Origin of the sequence: Burkholderia seminalis DSM 23518, assembly GCF_902832885.1 — a bacterium.
In the GTDB taxonomy this organism is placed as follows: Bacteria; Pseudomonadota; Gammaproteobacteria; order Burkholderiales; family Burkholderiaceae; genus Burkholderia; species Burkholderia seminalis.
Genome location: NZ_CADFDK010000013.1, coordinates 95,056 through 114,215 on the forward strand (window position 1 = coordinate 95,056; position 19,160 = coordinate 114,215).

At 69.0% G+C, this 19,160-nt stretch carries 16 protein-coding genes; 11 read left to right on the top strand and 5 right to left on the bottom strand.

Translation table 11 applies throughout. The features are described from left to right. Positions 1-6: 6 nt before the first annotated feature. Complete coding sequence (locus tag HWX00_RS29590; protein WP_175028882.1) at positions 7-1,578, bottom strand: MFS transporter; 1,572 nt, start codon at positions 1,576-1,578, stop codon at positions 7-9. 100 nt (positions 1,579-1,678) lie between these two features. Between HWX00_RS29590 and HWX00_RS29595 the strand changes: the two genes are divergently transcribed. From HWX00_RS29595 to HWX00_RS29630, 8 genes are all read left to right on the top strand, one after another. After that, positions 1,679-2,569, top strand: a complete 891-nt coding sequence (locus HWX00_RS29595; protein ID WP_034185872.1) for a LysR family transcriptional regulator — start codon at positions 1,679-1,681, stop codon at positions 2,567-2,569. Positions 2,570-2,717: 148 nt separating this feature from the next. Continuing rightward, on the top strand, positions 2,718-3,704 hold the full coding sequence (locus HWX00_RS29600) for an ABC transporter substrate-binding protein (RefSeq protein WP_175028881.1): 987 nt from the start codon (positions 2,718-2,720) through the stop codon (positions 3,702-3,704). 285 nt (positions 3,705-3,989) lie between these two features. Next, on the top strand, positions 3,990-5,057 hold the full coding sequence (locus tag HWX00_RS29605) for an ABC transporter substrate-binding protein (RefSeq protein ID WP_059558284.1): 1,068 nt from the start codon (positions 3,990-3,992) through the stop codon (positions 5,055-5,057). Positions 5,058-5,072: 15 nt separating this feature from the next. After that, entirely contained in the window at positions 5,073-5,915 is an 843-nt protein-coding gene (locus HWX00_RS29610; protein WP_034185870.1) for an ABC transporter permease, read from the top strand. Positions 5,916-5,946: 31 nt separating this feature from the next. Further along, entirely contained in the window at positions 5,947-6,768 is an 822-nt protein-coding gene (locus HWX00_RS29615) for an ABC transporter permease (RefSeq protein ID WP_175028880.1), read from the top strand. A gap of 40 nt (positions 6,769-6,808) precedes the next feature. Further along, a complete protein-coding gene (locus tag HWX00_RS29620; protein ID WP_034185868.1) occupies positions 6,809-7,654 on the top strand; it encodes an ABC transporter ATP-binding protein in 846 nt (281 codons plus the stop codon). Positions 7,655-7,797: 143 nt separating this feature from the next. Then, the gene (locus HWX00_RS29625) at positions 7,798-8,751 is read left to right on the top strand and encodes a TauD/TfdA dioxygenase family protein (RefSeq protein ID WP_034185867.1); all 954 of its coding nucleotides are present in this window, start codon (positions 7,798-7,800) and stop codon (positions 8,749-8,751) included. Positions 8,752-8,901: 150 nt separating this feature from the next. Beyond that, entirely contained in the window at positions 8,902-9,849 is a 948-nt protein-coding gene (locus HWX00_RS29630) for a TauD/TfdA dioxygenase family protein (protein ID WP_034185866.1), read from the top strand. Positions 9,850-9,912: 63 nt separating this feature from the next. Here the strand turns inward: HWX00_RS29630 and HWX00_RS29635 are convergent, their stop codons facing one another. Then, positions 9,913-11,574: an ABC transporter substrate-binding protein gene (locus HWX00_RS29635; RefSeq protein WP_175028879.1), complete on the bottom strand. Its 1,662-nt coding sequence runs from the start codon at positions 11,572-11,574 to the stop codon at positions 9,913-9,915. 300 nt (positions 11,575-11,874) lie between these two features. Here HWX00_RS29635 and HWX00_RS29640 point away from each other — a divergent pair, with 300 nt between their 5' ends. Both HWX00_RS29640 and HWX00_RS29645 read left to right on the top strand, forming a co-directional pair. Next, complete coding sequence (locus HWX00_RS29640) at positions 11,875-12,282, top strand: DUF427 domain-containing protein (protein ID WP_034185864.1); 408 nt, start codon at positions 11,875-11,877, stop codon at positions 12,280-12,282. Between the two features lie 183 nt (positions 12,283-12,465). Then, complete coding sequence (locus HWX00_RS29645) at positions 12,466-13,458, top strand: sulfonate ABC transporter substrate-binding protein (RefSeq protein ID WP_175028878.1); 993 nt, start codon at positions 12,466-12,468, stop codon at positions 13,456-13,458. A gap of 4 nt (positions 13,459-13,462) precedes the next feature. Here the strand turns inward: HWX00_RS29645 and HWX00_RS29650 are convergent, their stop codons facing one another. After that, positions 13,463-14,044 (bottom strand): putative glycolipid-binding domain-containing protein, encoded by a 582-nt coding sequence (locus tag HWX00_RS29650; protein ID WP_175028877.1) that lies wholly within the window; start codon positions 14,042-14,044, stop codon positions 13,463-13,465. A gap of 195 nt (positions 14,045-14,239) precedes the next feature. On the opposite strand from HWX00_RS29650, the gene HWX00_RS29655 reads away from it, so the two are divergent. Beyond that, complete coding sequence (locus HWX00_RS29655; protein ID WP_175028876.1) at positions 14,240-15,148, top strand: LysR family transcriptional regulator; 909 nt, start codon at positions 14,240-14,242, stop codon at positions 15,146-15,148. A 26-nt stretch (positions 15,149-15,174) separates the two neighbouring features. On the opposite strand, the gene potE is transcribed toward HWX00_RS29655, so the two are convergent. Beyond that, the gene (potE, locus tag HWX00_RS29660; protein WP_034185860.1) at positions 15,175-16,560 is read right to left on the bottom strand and encodes a putrescine-ornithine antiporter; all 1,386 of its coding nucleotides are present in this window, start codon (positions 16,558-16,560) and stop codon (positions 15,175-15,177) included. A gap of 58 nt (positions 16,561-16,618) precedes the next feature. Then, a complete protein-coding gene (locus HWX00_RS29665) occupies positions 16,619-18,919 on the bottom strand; it encodes an Orn/Lys/Arg family decarboxylase (RefSeq protein WP_069705059.1) in 2,301 nt (766 codons plus the stop codon). Between the last annotated feature and the right edge of the window lie 241 nt (positions 18,920-19,160).

Below are 19,160 nucleotides of genomic sequence, written 5' to 3' on the forward strand. Positions count from 1 at the left end.
ACGGCGTTACACACCGTCGCGCATCGGTTGCGCAAGCAGCTTGTATGCAACGACGGCCACGCCGAGCGCCAGCACGCCGCTCGCGGTGAGCGCAGCGGCGAACCCGCTTGCGAACGCGACGGGCGCCGCCTTGGCGAGTATGCCCACGGCCGACGGCGGCACGCGGCCGAGTGCCTGCGCCAGGTCGCCGGCCAGCAGGCTCGACATGAACGGCGCATCGGCGAATGCACGCAGGCCGGGCGCGGCGCTCAGCAGCGCGTCGAGCCGCGCGTGCGTGCTCGCTGTCAGCACCGCACCGAGCACGCCGACGGCCGTCACGATCGCCGTGAAGCGCGTCGTCGTGCTGATGCCCGACGCCATGCCCGTGCGGTCCGCCGGGACGCACGCCATGATCGCCTTCTGCGTGTCGCCGTTCATGATGCCGGCGCCGCAGCCCGTCACGAACATGCCGAGCGCGACGAGCCGGTAGTCGCCGCCGGCCGTCAGCGCCGCGGTGACGAGGTTGCCCGCGCCGATCAGCGCGAGCCCGCCCGCCAGCACGCCGCCCGACGACACGCGTGCGGCAAGCGCCGCGCCGAGCGACGGGCCGGCGATCATCGCGAACGCGAACGGCAGCATCCCGAGCCCCGCGTCGATCGCCGACATCCCGAACGCGTTCTGCAGGTACAGCGGCAGGAACGTCATCATCACCTGCGCGCACGCCGCATAACCGAACATCGCGAGCACCGCGCCGACGAAACGCGGCTGGCGGAACAGCGCGAGATCGATCATCGGCCGCGCCTGCCAGCGCTCCGCGCCGATGAACGCCGCCAGCAGCGCCGCGGCAAGCGCGAGCCGGCCGAGCGTCGCGGCCGACAGCCAGCCGTGCGCCGGCGCGCCGATCAGCGCCGCGATCGCGCACGCGAGCGCCGCGCCGAACAGCAGGCTGCCGGCCGCGTCCACGCGTTTCGCGTGCGGATCCCTCGACTCGTGGATCGCGACGCGCGCACCGGCCGCCAGCAGCACACAGACCGGCAGGTTCAGCAGGAACACCCAGCGCCACCCGATCCATTGCGTGATCGCGCCGCCGACGAGCGGCGCGATCGCCGTCGCGATCCCCATGCACATGCCCCAGATCGCCCACGCACGCGCCCGTTCGCGCCCGTCCGGAAAACGGTTCGCGATCACCGCGAGCGCGGCCGTCAGCAGCAGCGCGGCGCCGCCGCCCTTCGCCGCGCGCGCGCCGATCAGCCAGCCGGCCGACGGCGCGACGCCGCAGCCGAGCGACGCGAGACAAAAGAGCGCGAGCCCCGCGAAGAGCATCCGCTTGCGCCCGAAGCGGTCGGCGAGCCCGCCGGCCGGCAGCAGGCACGCGGCGAACGCGGTCATGTACGCACTCACGACCCATTCGATGTCGGCGAAGCTCGCATGAAAGCTGCGCGCGATGCTCGGCAGCGATACGGCGACGACGTTCGTGTCGAGCACGATCAGCGAACAGGTCGCCGACGCGACCGCGAGCGTCGCGGCGGCCGGCAGGCGGGCGCCCGCATGCGGGGCGGCAGCCGCGGCCGCGCGCGACGCGGGTGAGGACTGGGACATCGGCAACTCCGGAGCAGGATGGACAAGCCGTATGCTAGGCTTGCCCGGTATTGCCTGTCATTGACACTCACATGCTGTTTTGTTGACGAAAATTGCAATCATGGACCGGCTCGAATTCCGTCACGTGCGCGCGTTCCTGAGCGTCGCGCAGCACCTGCATTTCGCCCGCGCGGCCGAAGCGCTCGACATGGCGCCGCCCGCGCTCACGCGGCAGATCCAGGAAGCCGAACGCGTGCTCGGCGTGCGGCTCTTTCACCGGTCGCGCCGCGCGGTCACGCTGAGCGCCGCCGGCGAGGCCTATCTCGCCGAAGCACGCGCCGCATGCGAACACCTGCAGCGCGGCCGCGAACTCGCCGCGCTGGCCGAGCGCGGCGAACTCGGCCGGATCGAGATCGGCTACGTGTCGTCCGCCGTCTATTCGGGCACGCTGCAGCGCACGGTCGGCGCGTTCCGCGCCGCGCACCCGCGCATCGAGCTGAACCTGCGCGAAGTGCCGATGGACGACGTCGCGAACCAGCTCGACACGGGCCGGCTCGACCTCGCGTACGTGCGCCCGCCGCTGCCGCTGCCCGGCGGCCTGCGGATCGTCACGCTGCAGCGCGACGTGTTCGTCGCGGCCGTGCCGGCCGATTCGCGCTACGCGGAAGCGTCGACCGTGCGGGCGGCCGACCTCGCCGGCGCGCGCTTCGCGGTGCCGGAACAGGAGCGCGGCACACTCGACGTCGCGCGCCGCGGCCGTTTCGCACCGCTGATCGCCGCGCGGCCGGGCGGCTTGCTCGCCGTGCTCGCCTGTGTGTCCGTGAACGGCTGGGTCGCGGTGATTCCCGATGCGCTCGCCGGCTGCGTGTCGCTGCCGGGCGTCGTGTACCGGCCGATCGCCGGCAAGCCGATCGTGTCGGAGCTGGCGCTCGCGCACCGGCGCTTCGAAAAAGCGCCGGCCGTGCGCGCGTTCCTGCGCACGGTCGTGCCGGCCGGCTCGAACGCCGCCTGAGAACGGCGCCCGCACGCGTCGAGGCCGGCCCGGCAGTCGCCGCGCGAATATGCATTGCACGATTCGATGTTTGTCGGCCGGAAACCGATTCCGTAACCTGCCCGGCAGCCGCGCCGCACGAGCGCGGATCACCCAGGACATGCCGCCGATGAATCCCTCTTCCACCGCAGCGCGCCGCCGCATGCTGCAGCGCCTTGCCGCGCTCGCCGCCGCCCCGCTCGCCGGCGGTATCGCACTGCCGGCTCATGCGGCCGGCGCCGACCTGTCGGGCGTCACGCTCGTGCTCGGCGACCAGGCCGGCGGCCTGCGCGCGCTGGCCGAGGCCGCGCGCGTGCTCGACGGCACGCCCTACCGGTTCCGCTGGGCCAATTTCCAGGGCGCCGCGCCGCTGTTCGAGGCCCAGCGCGCGGGCGCGATCGATCTCGCGCCGGCCGGCGACCTGCCGGTGCTGACGGCCGCGCTCGGCGATCCGTCGCTGCGGATCGTCGCGACGCGCGTCGGCTCGCCGGCGTCGCTCGGCATCGTCGTGCAGCCCGATTCGCCGGTTCGCGCCGTCGCCGACCTGAAAGGGCAGGCCGTCGTCGTGTCGTCGGCGCGCGGCAGCATTTCCCAATACCAGTTGTATGGCGCACTGCGCGAACACGGCCTTGCGCCGCGCGACGTCGACGTGCGCTTCGTGCTGCCCGTCGACGCATTCGCCGCGTTCGAGGCGAAACGGATCCCCATCTGGGCGACCTTCGACCCGTACTACGGGCATGCGGTACGACGCGGCGCGCGCGTCGTCCGGGACGGCAGCGGCATCAATTCGGGGCTCGCTTTCCTCACGTCGCCGATCGAGACGCTGAACGACGCCGCGAAACGCGCGGCGCTCGCGGACGTGCTCGCCCGGCTGGCCCGCGCGGGCCAATGGGCGCTGGCGCACCCGGCCGACTACGCGAACGTCTATGCGTCGCTCACGCGCCTGCCGCCCGACGCAGCCGCCGACATCGCGCACCGCGCGGCGCTCGCGCAGCGCAGCCTCAGCGGCGCCGACATCGACGTGCTGCAGCGCGTCGCCGACCGCGCGGCGGCGGACGCGATCCTGCCGCGGCGCGTCGACGTCGCGTCGATCGCGATTCGCAACGTGTCTGCTTGACGGTTTTCGACGGGGCCGCGGCATGTCCCGGCCGGGCACGGCGCGCGTGTCGGCTTCCGGACTTGCGTGCCCCCTCCGTACGACCGTCGAGTCGGACGACCTTCCCGCCGTCGTGCACGCAGCCGCAACGACTGCGTGCCATGCGCGACATGGTTTCGTCCTGCATCGTCCCGCGATAAGCATAGTTCAAATCGTTTCTTGTCCGCCCCCGTCCCGTCATCGAGAATGATTCGACGGACCGACACGTGTCGCCGCCTCTCCAACGTACTCCTGACCGATCGATTCATGCTCCCACTGCGCCTGCTGCGATCGCTGCTGATCGCGTCCCTCATTACGTTGCCGGCTGCCGCCGCGCATGCCGACAAGCCCGCGACCATCCGCATCGGCGTCGCCCAGCAAGGCACCGGCGATCCACCGACCTTCGGCGGATCGAGCGCCGCCACCGTGCAGTTGCAGCAACTCGTCGAAAAGGAATTCGCCGCCGACGGCATCAAGGTGCAGTGGCTGTTCTTCAAGGGCGCGGGGCCGGCCGTCAACGAGGCAATCGCCAACAAGGCGCTCGACTTCGCGTACCAGGGCGACCTGCCTGCCGTGCTCGCCCGCTCGAACGGGATCAAGACGCACCTGCTGCTCGCGGCCAGCGTGCGCTCGGGCATCAAGATCGCGGTGCCGCCCGACTCGACGATCCGTTCGATCAAGGACCTCAAAGAGCGCCGCGTGTCGATCTTCCGCGGCACCAACCTGCAGCTCGTCGCCGACAACGCGCTCGCGAAGAACGGCCTCGGCGAACGCGACCTGCGCGTGATCAACCTCGACTCCGCCAGCTCGCTCGCCGCGCTCGCGTCGAAAGGCATCGATGCGGCGGTCGGCGACTATCAGCTGTACAAGCTGCGCGACGCGGGGCTCGCGAAGATCATCTACGAATCGCAGAACGACGGCCCGCAGTTGACGCGGCAGACCCACCTGCTCGTGCTCGACGATTTCGAGCGCGCGCACCCGGACATCGTGCAGCGCGTCGTCACCGCGTACGTGAAAGGCGCGCAATGGTCGTCCGACGAGGCGAACCGCGATGCGCTGTTCAAGCTGTGGACGAAAAGCGGCGTGCCGTACACGTCGTGGCAGGCCGACTTTGCGAACCAGCGCCTGAAGGACCGGCTGTCCCCGCTGATCGATCCGTTCGTCATCGCACGCTACAAGGCCGTCGCGCAGGATGCGCTGAACCTGAAGCTGATCCGGCAGCCGGTCGACGTCGACGGCTGGTTCGAGCCGAAGTATCTCGACAACGCGCTGCGCACGCTGAAGCTCGAAAACTACTGGCCACGTTACGACGCCGCCGGCAAACCGCTTTCCTGACCCGGACCTGCGCCGATGAGCGACACCGCGTTTCCCGCCCTGAGATCCGAGCCTCAAGCGCTCGCCGCGCCGCCGCACCGCGCGGCATTCGTGAAGCGGCTCGCATGGCAGCTCGCCCCGTGGGTGCTGCCCGCACTGTTGTTCGTGCTGTGGACCGTCGGCAGCGCGCGCGGCTGGATCGCGCCGCAAATCCTGCCGCCGCCCGAACGCGTGTACGAATCGCTCTCCGACCTCGTGACGAGCGGCGATCTCGCGCGCCACACGCTGATCAGCCTGCAACGCGTGCTGGTCGGCTTCGCGGCCGGCACGCTGCTCGGTTTGTCGATCGGCGTCGCGCTCGGGCTGTCCCGTACGCTGGAAGCTTACGTATTGCCGAGCTTCAACGCGCTCGTGCAGATTCCGGTGCTCGGTTGGTTGCCGTTCCTGCTGCTGCTCGTCGGCGTCGGCGAGCCGCTCAAATACCTGCTGATCGCGCATGCGGCACTCGTCCCCGTCACGCTGAGCACGTTGCAGGGTTTCCGCCAGACACCGCCCGCGCTCGACGAAGTCGCACGCGTGTTCGGCTACACGCGCCGCCAACGCATCGTCCATGTCGTGCTGCCGGCCGCGATCCCGACGCTTGCGACCGGCGTGCGGCTCGCGTTCACGAAGTCGTGGCTCGCGCTCGTCGTCGTCGAGCTCGTCGCCTCGTCGGAAGGGCTCGGCTACCTGATCGTGTACGGGCGCCAACTGTTCCAGCTCGATCTCGTGATGGCGGCCGTGGTCGTGGTCGGCGCGGTCGGCCTGCTGATCAACCGGCTGCTCGACGCGCTCGAGGCGCGCCTGCGCCGCGGCGTGCCGTCCGCGTTTCGCGGTTGAGCCCGCCCGCCCAATCGAAGGAGAGTCACCCGTGCCGCACCCCGCTCCCCCGGCATTCGCGCCGGACGATACGCCGACGCCCGTGCGCCGCCTGCACGCGCCCGACTGGCGCGGCATCGTGCTGCCGCTCGTGGCGATCGCGCTCTGGTGGGCGATCGCTTCCGCGCATCTCGTGAAAAGCGGGCTGCTCGTTAGCCCGTCCGACGTGCTGCGCACCGCATGGGCGCAGGCCACGAGCGGCGCGCTCGGCCGCGCATTGTCCGCATCGCTCGCGCGCGAAGCGTGCGGCTTCGCGATCGGCGCGGCGGGCGGCCTGCTGCTCGGCGCCGCGCTCGGGCTGTCGCGCGTCACCGCACGAATGATCGGCCCGAGCTTCGACACGTTCAAGCAGATCTCGCTGTTCGCATGGATTCCGCTGATTTCCGTCTGGTTCGGCCTGGGCGACGTCGCCAAGGTCGTGTTCCTGTCGCTCGCCGCGCTGCTGCCCGTCGCCGCGCACACGTGCGACGGCATTCACGCGGTGCCGCGCGCGTATGTCGACGTCGCCCGTGCGCTGCGCTACTCGCGGCTCCAGCTCATTCGCCACGTGATCCTGCCGGCCGCGCTGCCGTCGATCTTCACCGGCCTGTATCTCGGCCTGATCTATTCGTGGCTCGCGACGCTCGGCGCCGAATACCTGCTGGTCGCGGGCGCCGGCATCGGCAACACGCTGATCGACGGCAGCGAGCAGTTCCGCATGGATCTCGTGCTGTTCGGGATCATCGTCGTCGGGATCACCGGCTGGGCGCTGAACGCGATCGCGCGGGCGATCGAGCGCAAGGTGCTGGCCCGCCGCGGCGACCTGCCGCGCTGATATTCCGTCCCCTGTCCGTCACCCCTTTCATCGCCCCGCCATGACGACGCTCGCCTCCGATTCGCTCGACATCCTCCATGTGAGCAAGCACTACACACAACGCGGCACGACGCTCGCCGTGCTCGACGACGTCTCGCTGCACGTACGCGCCGGCGAGTTCGTCACGATCGTCGGCGCGAGCGGCTGCGGCAAGTCGACCCTGCTGCGGCTGGTTGCCGGGCTCGACACCGACTATGCCGGCGAGATCCGCGCCGGCGACGAATACGTGCGCGACACGTCGCTGCAGCGCGGGATCGTGTTCCAGGACCACCGGCTGTTCCCGTGGCTGACCGTCGAGCAGAACATTGCCGCCGCGCTGCGCAACGCACCGCTCGACGCGGCCGCGAAGCGGCGCGCGGTCGCGGAACACGTCGCGCTCGTCGGGCTGAACGGCTTCGAGCGCGCCTTCCCGAACCAGTTGTCGGGCGGGATGGCGCAACGCGTCGCGATCGCGCGCGGCCTCGTGAACCGCCCGCGCGTGCTGCTGCTCGACGAGCCGTTCGGCGCGCTCGACGCGCAGACGCGTGCGCGGATGCAGAACGAACTGCTGCGCATCTGGGAACAGGAGCGCATCACGATGATGCTCGTCACGCACGACGTCGACGAAGCCGTCTATCTCGGCGACCGCGTCGTCACGATGGCGCCGCGCCCGGGCCGCATCGAACGCATCGTCGATGTCGCGCTGCCGCGGCCGCGCCGGCGCGATTCGCCGGAATTCGCGCGGTTGCGCGATACCGTGCTCGCCGATTTCGACGAACACGAACCGCCGCACCGCGACGGCACGGGCGGCAAGCCCGTCGACACGCCGCGCCCGCACCGGATCGGCGAATGGCGGCTCGCATGGTAACCGCGTGACCCGAACGGATCGCTTGGCAGCGCATATCGTTCATCGCAGCAGGAACACTAAGGTTGTGACGATTCATCGGTTCCGGTTCCGCGCAGTCCCTGCTTGAATGGAGACTCGACCGACCCGACTCCAGGAGACTCACGATGTCCGAAGTCCAGCACGCCGCACAACCGTCTTCGCCTGTTTCGCACGCCGCGCCGCGCACGGCCGCCGTTCCGCTTCAGCTTCGCCAGGTCGCCGGCCGGATCGGCGCCGAAATCTCCGGCGTCCGGCTGTCGGCCACGCTCGACGACGCGACGTTCGATGCGGTCCAGGCCGCGCTGCTGCGCCACAAGGTGCTGTTCTTCCGCGGCCAGCACCATCTCGACGACACGGCGCAGGAAGCGTTCGCGCGCCGTTTCGGCGACACCGTCGCGCACCCGACCGTGCCGTCCGTCGACGGCAGCGCCCATCTGCTCGAACTCGATTCGGCACACGGCGCACGCGCGAATTCGTGGCACACCGACGTGACATTCGTCGATGCGTACCCGAAGATCTCGATCCTGCGCGCGGTCGTGATTCCGCCGTTCGGCGGCGATACCGTCTGGGCCAATACGGCCGCCGCGTACGCGCATCTCCCCGACCCGCTGCGCGCGCTCGCCGACACGCTGTGGGCGCTGCACACCAACGCATACGACTACGCGTCGACGCATGTCCATGCCGACGACACGCAACTGAAGCGCTACCGCGAAGTGTTCACGTCGACCGTCTATGAAACCGAGCACCCGGTCGTGCGCGTGCATCCGGAAACCGGCGAGCGCACGCTCGTGCTCGGCCACTTCGTCCAGCGGCTCAAGGGGCTGTCGTCGCAGGATTCCGCGCACCTGCTGCAGGTATTCCACGAGCACGTGACGCGTCTCGAGAACACCGTGCGCTGGAACTGGCAGGAAGGCGACGTCGCGATCTGGGACAACCGTGCGACGCAGCACTACGCGATCAACGACTACGGCGATGCGCGCCGCGTCGTGCGCCGCGCGACCGTTCACGGCGACGTGCCGGTCGGCATCGACGGCCGCCAGAGCGTCGTGCTGAAAGGGCCGGGCGCCACGCTGCAGTAACGCCCGTCTCCCGCGGCGGCGGCCTGCGCCGCGCGCCGCCGCACCGTTTCCCACCGAAGATCCGATCATGAGCGTCCCGTCACCGCACCGACACTTGCACGCGCAACGATGTCGGCCCTCCGCCCCGTTCACTTCCGTCAGGAGCGTCGCATGAGCGCCCTACTCGAACCCGCCGCCCAGCCGGTCGACGTGATTCCGCTGTCCGCCCATATCGGCGCGGAAATCCGCGGCGTCGACCTCACCCAGCCGTTGACCACGCCGCAGATCGCCGCGATCCGCGCCGCGCTGCTGAAATGGCGCGTCATCTTCTTTCGCGAACAATTCCTCACGCACGAGCAACACGTCGCGTTCTCCGCGCAGTTCGGCGACCCGACGGTCGGCCACCCGGTATTCGGGCATGTCGACGGCCACCCTGCCGTCTATTCGATCGCGAAACATCGCAAGGCGACCCGTTTCGAAGGCGAACCGGTGCGCCGGCCGTGGACGGGCTGGCACACCGACGTGACGGCCGCCGTGAATCCGCCGTGGGCGTCGATCCTGCGTGGCGTGACGATCCCGCCGTACGGCGGCGACACGCACTGGACGAACCTGGTCCGCGCGTACGAGACGCTGTCCGCGCCGTTGCGCGGCTTCGTCGACGGCTTGCGCGGCATTCACCGCTTCACGCCGCCGGCCGGTGCGCGCGCCACCGGCGCGTTCGACGAGGCCGTCGAACGCCGCCCGCTCGTGACCGAGCATCCGCTCGTGCGCGTGCATCCGGAGACCGGCGAGCGCGCGCTGTACGTCAGCCCGAGCTTCCTGAAATCGATCGTCGGGCTGACGCCGCGCGAGAGCCAGGCGCTGCTCGAACTGCTGTGGGAACACGTGACGCGGCCGGAATTCACGATCCGCTTCAAGTGGGAACCGCGCAGCATCGCGTTCTGGGACAACCGCGCGACCGCGCATCTGGCGCCTGTCGACATCTTCGATCTCGACTTCGACCGGCAACTCTACCGCACGACGCTGACCGGCGACGTGCCGGTCGGCCCCGACGGCCGGCCGTCGGTCGCGCTCGAAGGCTCGCCGGTCGAAACGGCCGCGGCCGTCGCACTCAACTGACCCGACGGATTCGACCGTCCGCTTCCGGCACCGGCGCGCACGCGCGCGCCGGCCGCTTCCCGATCAATCGAGCCACACGCCGTCGAACCGGTGCCCGCCGAGCGGCGAGAACGTCAACCCGTGGACGCGCCGCGAGATCGGCAACGACACGATCGACGTCGCGATCGGCGTGAACGGCACCTGATCCTTGAACACGACCTGCGCCTGCTCGTACAGCGACGTGCGTTTCGCGACATCCGCATTCGAGCGTGCCGCGCTCACGAGCTTTTCGAAATCCAGATTGCACCACTTCGCGAGGTTGCTGCCGTGCACCGCGTCGCAGCCGAGCAGCGTGCCGAGCCAGTTGTCCGGGTCGCCGTTGTCGCCCGACCAGCCGTACAGGATCGCGTCGTGCTGGCCGTCGTGCTTCGCGCGGCGGTTGTATTCGCCCCACTCGTAGCTGACGATCTTCGCGCGCACGCCGATCTTCGCCCAGTCCTGCTGGATCAGCTGCGCCATCAGCTGCGCATTCGGGTTGTACGGGCGCTGCACCGGCATCGCCCACAGCGTCAGGTCGAAACCGTTCGGGAAGCCGGCCTGCGCGAGCAGCGCCTTCGCGGCGGCCGGATCGCGCGGCGCGTCCTTCAGGCGCGGGTTGTACGACCATTGCGCGGGCGGCATCGGGTTCGTCGCGATCGTCGCATCGCCGTTGAACACGGTCTTCACGATCGCCGTCTTGTCGATCGCGATGTCGAGCGCGCGCCGCACGTCGACGCGATCGAGCGGCGGATGCTGCGTGTTGTACGCGACAAAGCCGACGTTGAACCCCACGCCCGAGAACAGCGTCAGCTTCGGGTCGCGCCGCACCGTCTCGAGATCGGCCGGACGCGGGAATGCCGATACCTGGCACTCGCCGGCCACCAGCTTCTGCAGGCGCGCGGCCGGATCGGGCGTGATCGCGAACACGAGGCGCGCGAGCTTCACGTCGTCCGGCTTCCAGTAATCGGGATTCGCGTCGTAGCGGATCAGCGCATCCTTCTGGTACGTGCGCAGCAGGAACGGCCCGGTGCCGACCGGGAACTGGTTGATGTCGGACTCGCGATGGCGCGCGGCAAGCTGCGACGCATATTCGGCCGACAGCACCGACGCGAACGCCATCGCGAGGTTGCGCACGAACACGACATCGGGCGTCTTCAGCGCGAAGCGCACCGTATAGTCGTCGATCTTGTCGATGCGCTCGACGTTGTGGTCGAACCCGAGATCGCTGAAATACGGGAAGCTGACCGGGTAGGCCTTGCGGAACGAATCGTCCGGATCGAGCATGCGGCGGAACGTGAATACGACATCGTCGGCCTGGAACGGCCGCGTCGGCTTGAACCATGCGGTCGTCTGGAATTTCACGCCGCGCCGCAAATGGAACGTGATCGTGCGCTGGTCGGGCGAGACGTCCCAGCTCGTCGCGAGCGACGGTTCGATATCGAGCGTGCCGCGCTTGAACTGCACGAGCCCGTTGTAGATCGTGTACGTGCTCGCGTCGAAATCGGTGCTCGTCGTGTGCTGGCCCGGATCGAAGCCGGCCGGGCTGCCTTCGGTGCAGTACACGAGCGTCTTGCCGGTCGGCGCGGCCAGCGCCGGTGTCGCGGCGCCGGCGAGCAACAGCGACGCGGCGATGCAGCGAAGCGCGGCAACGGCATGCGGGACGCCACGCGCACGACGCGTGGCTGACGAAACGTAAGCGTTCTTCATGGTGGCGGAAAGAAAGGATGGCTGTCATGCGAATGACGACCGCCGATCTTCGCGCGCCTCCCGCCGATCGCTTACCAATTAATTCGGCGTTGCTTATCGTTGCCGACGCATCCCGCTGCCCGTGCATGAATACGTCCACGCGAGCGCCGGCGCGCGATCCGGCGGCCTTTCGCGCCGCCGCCTTCCGGCCCCCTGCAGACTTTCCGGAATGAGCGCATCGTATCGGCTGGTTAACGCCGGCACCGGCGGCGCCGGGATCCGCCCGGCGCCGCCGCACCGCCGCGTCATGGAGGACCCACGATGTCGATCAGCCCCGATACGCCCGCCCGCCCCGTGAAATCGCCGGGCCCCGATCATCCGATCACGGTCGAACCCCATGCGCGGCGCGTGGTGGTCAAGGTGGCCGGCAAGGTCGTCGCCGATACGCGCCGCGCGCTGGTACTGCGCGAGGCCAGCTACCCGGCCGTGCTCTATCTGCCGCGCGAGGACGCCGACCTGTCGCTGCTGCAACGCACCGACCATGCGACCTATTGCCCGTACAAGGGCGACTGCGCGTACTACTCGATTCCGGCGGGCGGCGAACGCTCGATCAACGCGGTCTGGACCTACGAGCAGCCGTACCCGGCCGTCGAGGCGATTCGCGGGCACCTCGCGTTCTATCCGGACCGGGTCGACGCGATCGAGGAAAGCGCCGCCGGCACCGATTGAGCACCGCCGCGCCGCTGATTTGCATATACGCATTCGTTGGTTGGCCACCGGCCGGTGCCGCCGTATCGTCCTGAATCCGGCGCGGGCCGGGCCCGTTGCGTGCATCGCCCGCATCCGGCCCTGCCGTGCGCCGGCCGCGCCGTCCTCGCGCGCGGCCCGTGAACCCGCTCGCAGGATGAACCGATGAACGACACCCCGCTCGCAGACATTGAAACGACCCCGGCGAACCCGCGCCGCCGCCGCTGGCTGCACGGCGCGGCCGCCGGTCTGGCCGGGCTCGCGCTCGGCCCGCTCGCGGCCCGGCCCGCGCTCGCCGACGACACCGGCACGCGGCTGCGCATCGGCTTCCAGAAGTACGGCAACTTCGTCGTGCTCAAGGCACGCGGCACGCTCGAGAAGCGTCTGGCGAGCCAGGGCGTCACCGTGCAATGGCTCGAGTTCCCGGCCGGCCCGCAACTGCTCGAAGGACTGAACGCCGGTGCGATCGACGTCGGCACGGTCGGCGAAACGCCGCCGATCTTCGCGCAGGCGGGCGGCGTCGATTTCGTCTATATCGGCAACGAGCCGCCCGCGCCGCAGGGCGAGGCGATCATCGTGCTGCCCGATTCGCCGATTCGCACCGTCGCGCAACTGCGCGGCAAGAAAGTCGCGTTCAACAAGGGCTCGAACGTCCACTACCTGCTCGTGAAGGCGCTCGAACGCGCGGGCCTCACGTATGCGGACATCCAGCCGATCTACCTGACGCCCGCCGACGCACGTGCCGCGTTCGTGCAGCGCAGTGTCGATGCGTGGGTGATCTGGGATCCGTACTTCGCCGCCGCCGAGCGGCAGCTCGGCGCGCGCGTGGTCGCGAACGGCGACGAGCTCGTGCGCAACACGCAGTACTACCTCGCCGCGCGCAAGTATGCGGCCGCCCACCCGCAGGTGCTGCGCACGCTGCTCGACGAAGTCGACGCGGTCGACCGCTGGGCCCGCGATCACGTGCCCGAGGTCGCCACGCAACTGTCGCCGCTCGTCGGCCTCGACGCGCCGACGCTCGAAATCGCGCTCAAGCGCGCCGGCTACGGCGTGCAGCCCATCACCGATGCGACGGTCGCGTATCAGCAGAACATCGCCGACACGTTCAGCACGCTGAAGCTGATTCCGGGCAAGCTGTCGGTCGCCAGCGCACGCTGACGCGTTACGGCGCGGCCGTGGCGCCGATGCGCCGCCATTCGTCGTAGTCGGTGACGAGGCCCGCGTCGTCGACCGCGATATCGGCCGCATACGTGCCGCTCTCGTAGCGATAGCGCCGCGGTGCCGTGCGCGTGTAGCGCTGCTCGCCGCGCACCAGGTCGACATCCGGAAAGCGCAACCACGCCGTGCGGATCACGGCCGATTCGCCGACGGCGAGCGCGAGCCGCCGGATCGGCAGCGTATTGGTCGACGGGCTGAAACCGAGGTCGATATCGGTCGCACCGGCAAGCGCCGGTGCCTTGACGCCGTCGATCGTCCATTGGCCGGCATCGCAGGCGATGTCCCACTGCTGCCGCGTCGTGCCGGCCCAGCGTGTCACGCGGGCCGAGCGTGTGAGCCAGTCGGCGCCGCATGCGATCGCGTAGTCGACGCGAAACGGCGTGCCGTCGATCGCGCCCGACACCGAACCCGACAGGTCGATGCCCGAGTGCGATTCGGCGAGCCGGCACCATTCGCACGCCTGCCACGTCCGCTCGATCTGCCATGCGACGCAGTGCGTGCGTATCGCTTCGGTCGGTTGCGTCATGTCGTGCTCTCCTGTCGGTCGCGCGCAAGGAAGCCGATTTTCGCTCACGACGCCGCCGAACGCACGCGGCTTCGGCACCGGCCGCCCTCTTGCCGATAGTCACTATCGGCGCCACGCACACCGCCGCACCGCCGCTGCTTTGGTACCATCCGTCGATCGGCAGGAATCGAACCGGAAGACAAAAGGCGCGACTTCATGGATTTGTTGGCGACGATGCGCATCTACGTCAGGGTCGTGGAGCGCGGCACGATGTCCGGCGCGGCGCGGGATCTCGACATGGGCCAGCCGGCCGTCAGCGAACGCATCGAAAAACTCGAAAAGCATCTCGGCACGCGGCTGCTGATGCGCAGTGCACGCACCCTCGCCTGCACGGAGGAAGGCCGCCTCTTCTACGAACGCAGCAAGGCGCTGCTCGAAGCGGCCGAAATGGCGGTCGCATCGGTATCGAAGACGGAAAACGCGCTCGACGGCACGATCCGGCTCGCGGCGCCGCAATGCTTCGGCGAGGTCGTGATGCCGGGTGTGCTCATGCAGATTCGTACCGCCTATCCGAAGCTGCATATCGACCTGGTGCTGAACGACGAAATCGTCGATCCGGTCACCGAGGGCGTCGACATTTCGATCCGGGTCGGCCAGCTGGGCGACGGCGGGTACATCGCGTACGCGCTCGGCGCGGTCGGCCGCGTGCTCGTCGCCGCGCCGTCGTATCTGGACCGGCACGGCCCGATCGAAACGAAGGCCGATCTCGCGCACCACCCGTTCATCCGCGTGAAAGGCGTGTTCGCGAGCGAACAGGTGCCGCTGCAGTGTGACGGCAGCGCGGTCGAATACGCGCGGATCCGGACGGTCATGACCACGAGCCACTGGCGCCCGATGTTCGACACGATCGCGGCGGGCGGCGGCATCGGCGTGGTCCAGCAGCCGGCGTGCGCCGACGCGCTCGCGCACGGCCGGCTGGTCCGGCTCCTGCCGCAATACGCCGTTCCCGACTTCGCGCTCAACGTGCTCGTGCACGCGCAGCGGCCGCTGCCGCCGCGCGTGCGCGCGGTCGTCGACCTGCTGAAGCAGGCACTCCCGCCGCGGCTCACGCAGCACCACCGGTAGCCGTCACCGGCCGCCGGCGGCCGCGCTCACGCCTGCAGCGACTTCCCCGGCTCCTTCACGTGCGCGTCGACTTCCATCTGGTAGAAGCGCGCGCTGACGAAACCGAACAGCGTCCAGCCCAGGAACACGCACAGGCCGCCGAGCATCAGCGCCTGCTCGCCCGAGCTGAACAGCGCATAGAAGCTGTACGCGGTGGCGACCATCGCGATCACGTTCGTCACCAGCGCCTTGCCGGGCGGCACCTTCGCGACCTTCTGGATGGTGATCAGCGCGGCCATCGACATCACGTAGGGCACGAGGTTCGTCACGACCGCGAGATCGACGATCTTCTGGAACTGGCTGCTCAGTTCCGGGCTGATCGTCATCAGCGCCAGCACGACCTGCGCGACGAGCAGGATCACCATGCCGACGATCGGCGTGCCCGTGCGCGTCGCCTTCGCGAACACCGGCAGGAAGTAACCGACGTCCGCCGAGCTCTTGAACACCTGCGCGACCGTGAACTGCCAGCCGAGCAGCGAGCCGATGCACGCGATCACCATCAGCGCGGTGACGATCGTGCCGACGGTCGGCGTGAACATCGTCGCGAAGGCGATGCCGAACGGCGCGTTCGACTTCGCGAGGATCGCGTTGGGCACGATGCCCGCGATCACGTTGGTCGACACGATGTAGAAGATCGCCGACGCGATCGTGCCGCCGAGCACGGCGATCGGCACGTTGCGCTCCGGATTCTCGACGGCGTCCGAGTTCGCGCACGCCGATTCGAGCCCGAGGAAAGCCCACAGCGTCACCGCGATCGAGCTGCCGACGGCCGGCCCGAACGGCAGGTTGCCCGGGTTCCATGCCGCGCCCCAGGTCGCGCCGCTGAACCAGAACCAGCCGATCAGCGACACGACGACGACCGGAATGATCACGCCCCACACGGTCACCGAGCCGATCCGGCCGGTGATGCGCGAGCCGCCGAAGTTCGCGACCGTCGTGAGCACGAGCAGGAAGATCGTCCACAGGCCCGTCTGCAGCGGCGACAGCGTCGCGTCGAACAGCACGGTGCCGTAGCCGACCGCCGTGACGCCGATCGCGACGTTGGCGATCACGAGCGACAGCCCGTACGTGTAGTTCGCCATGTAGTTGCCGGCCTTGCCGAACGCGTACTCCGCGTAGCCGCCCATCCCGCCCGGCTTGCGGCTCAGCATCCCGCAGCGCGCGAACGCGTAGGCCAGCGCGAGCGAGCCGCCGGCCGTGACGATCCACGACAGCAGCGAGATCGTGCCGACCTGCGCGAGCTTCGACGGCAGCAGGATGATGCCGGAGCCCATCATGTTGACCGCCGTGAGAATGGTCAGCTGCCAGACGTTCATCCGGTTCTTCTGCACGGCCGCCGGGGCCGCGTCGGTCATGCGCGCTGCGTTTTCCATGATGTCGATCCTTCGATGTGGGGCCGCCGCGCGGCCGGTCGCTCGTTCGTTCGGGCGCTCACGCGGTCAGGCAGTACACGCGGTACGTGCCGTCCTCGACTTCCACGCCATGCGTGTCGTGCGCAAAACCCGGGAAACGCCGGTCGTACGCCTCGAGCGCCTTCAGGTAGCCGAGCACCGGGCCGCCTGCCGGCCCCGCGTTCTCGCCCGGCATCAAGAGCGGAATGCCCGGCGGATACGGCACGACGCCGGTGGCGACGGTGCGCCCGGCCAGTTCGTCGAGCGTGACCTGCTCGACGCGGCCCTGCACGAGATGCTCGTACGCGCGCACCGGGCTCATCTCCGGCTTCGGCAGGATCGAGAACGCTTCCGACATCAGCCGGGTCGTGCCGAGCTGTTCCATCGCCGCGAACATCGTGTCGGCCAGGTCCTTCAGCCCCATGCCCGCGTAGCGCGCGCCATGCTCCTTCGCGAGCGACGGAATCGCCATGTCGAGCGGCAGGTTCGCGTCGTAGTCGCGCTTGAAGTCGCACAGCGCGCTGACGAGCGAGCCCCACTTGCCCTTCGTGATGCCGATCGAGAACAGGAACAGGATCGTGAAGTCGGTCGTCTTCTCGACGACGATCCCGCGCGCGTCGAGATACGCGGTCACGACGCTCGCCGGGATGCCGACCGGCATCAGGCCGCCGGCCGGTGCGACGCCCGGCGTGACGATCGACACCTTGATCGGATCGAGCATGCAGTAGCCGTCCTCGATGTTGCCGAAGCCGTGCCATTGCGCACCGGGGCGCAGCACCCAGCATGACGGGTCGCTCGCGAGCAGCTCGGCCGGCGCGTCGTGGAACGGCAGCGTACGGCCCGTGCGCGCCTCGAGTACCGTGTCGGGCTGCCAGCATTCGAAGAACCAGTCGCCCTTCGCGCCGAATTCGTTGTTCATCCGCGCGATCATCTGCCGGAACGCGACGGCCTCCTCGATCGACTCGTGCGTCAACGCCGCGCCGCCGGGGCCGTCCATCATCGCCGCCGCGACGTCGTTCGACGCGATGATCGCGTAGTTCGGCGACGTCGACGCATGCATCATGAACGTTTCGTTGAACTGGCCATGCGGAATCGGGCTGCGGCCGTCGCGCACGTGGATGTACGACGCCTGCGACAACGCGGTCAGCAGCTTGTGCGTCGACTGCGTCGCGAACACCGTGGGCCGGTCGGCATGATGGTCGCGCGGGTCGCCGTGCATCGCATGGCGGTCGCGGTAGATCGGGTTGAAACGCGCGTAGCCGTACCAGGCTTCGTCGAAATGCAACCGGTCGACGCTCGCGCCGAGCAGTTCTTCCACGCGCGTGACGTTGTAGCAGAGCCCGTCGTACGTCGAGTTCGTGATGATCGCGTGCTTCGGCTGGCGATCGGCCAGCCCGGCCGTGAGCGGGTTCGACGCGATCGCCTCGCGGATCGCCGTCTGCGTGAGACGCTCGGATGCGATCGGCCCGATGATCCCGTAGCGGTTGCGCGTCGGCACGAGGTAGGTCGGGATCGCGCCCGACATCGTCATCGCGTGCTCCGCCGACTTGTGACAGTTGCGGTCGCACAGCGCGATCTGGTCGCGGCTCACGCTCGCCATCAGGATGATGCGGTTCGACGTCGACGAGCCGTTCGTCACGTGATACGTGCGATGCGCGCCGAACACGCGCGCCGCGTAGCGTTCGCTTTCGCCGATCGGGCCCGAGTGATCGAGCAGCGAGCCGAGTTCGCCGACCGAGATCGACAGGTCCGAGCGGAACAGCGATTCGCCGAAGTATTCGAAGAACGCGCGGCCGACCGGCGATTTCAGGAAGCCCGTGCCGCCCGTATGGCCGGGCGTATGCCACGAATACTCATAGACCCGCGAGAACTTCGCGAGCGCGCCGAACATCGGCGGCAGCACGTTCGCGCGATAGCGTTCGATCGCCGCGTGGATGCGGCCGCCGATGAAGTCGGCCGTATCCTCGAGCAGCCACACGAAATCGTCGACCTGCCCCATCACCGCGGACGGCACCGACGATGCCACGCTGCGGTCGGCCAGCAGGAAGATCGGCACGTTGCCGTTGCGCTGCCGGACCGCGTCGACCACGGCCTCGGACGGCCCGTGGCCGTCCACGCCGAGATCCCAGTCGAGCAGCACGCACTGGATCGACGGATCGGAACGGATCAGCATGATCGCATCGTCGGCGGAGGTCGCCGTGAGCACGTCGATGTCGCGTTGCGCGAGCTCCGCGCTCAGCGTACGAACCGCTCGCCCGGTCGCCGTTTCCTGCGTGATCTCGTCGTCGACCAGCAGCGCGCGCATGCCGAGCCGACGAATGCCACCGGCAGAAGTATTCATGATGTTGCCCTCGCGGTTCCGATGCTTCGATTGTTGTGTTGTTCATCTCACGAGCACGCGAACAGCAGGCCACGGTCCGCGGCGTGAGACGCTCGCAATTCCGGTTTGATTCGCCATCCAATTCGGAGCCGACTATGCCATAGATGTCTTTCGGTGAAAAGCTGACGATTCGGTAAAACCATCGGCGCCTTTCAAAACGGATTTCATAATTGAATCATTTTTATGTGCAATGCAGCACGGC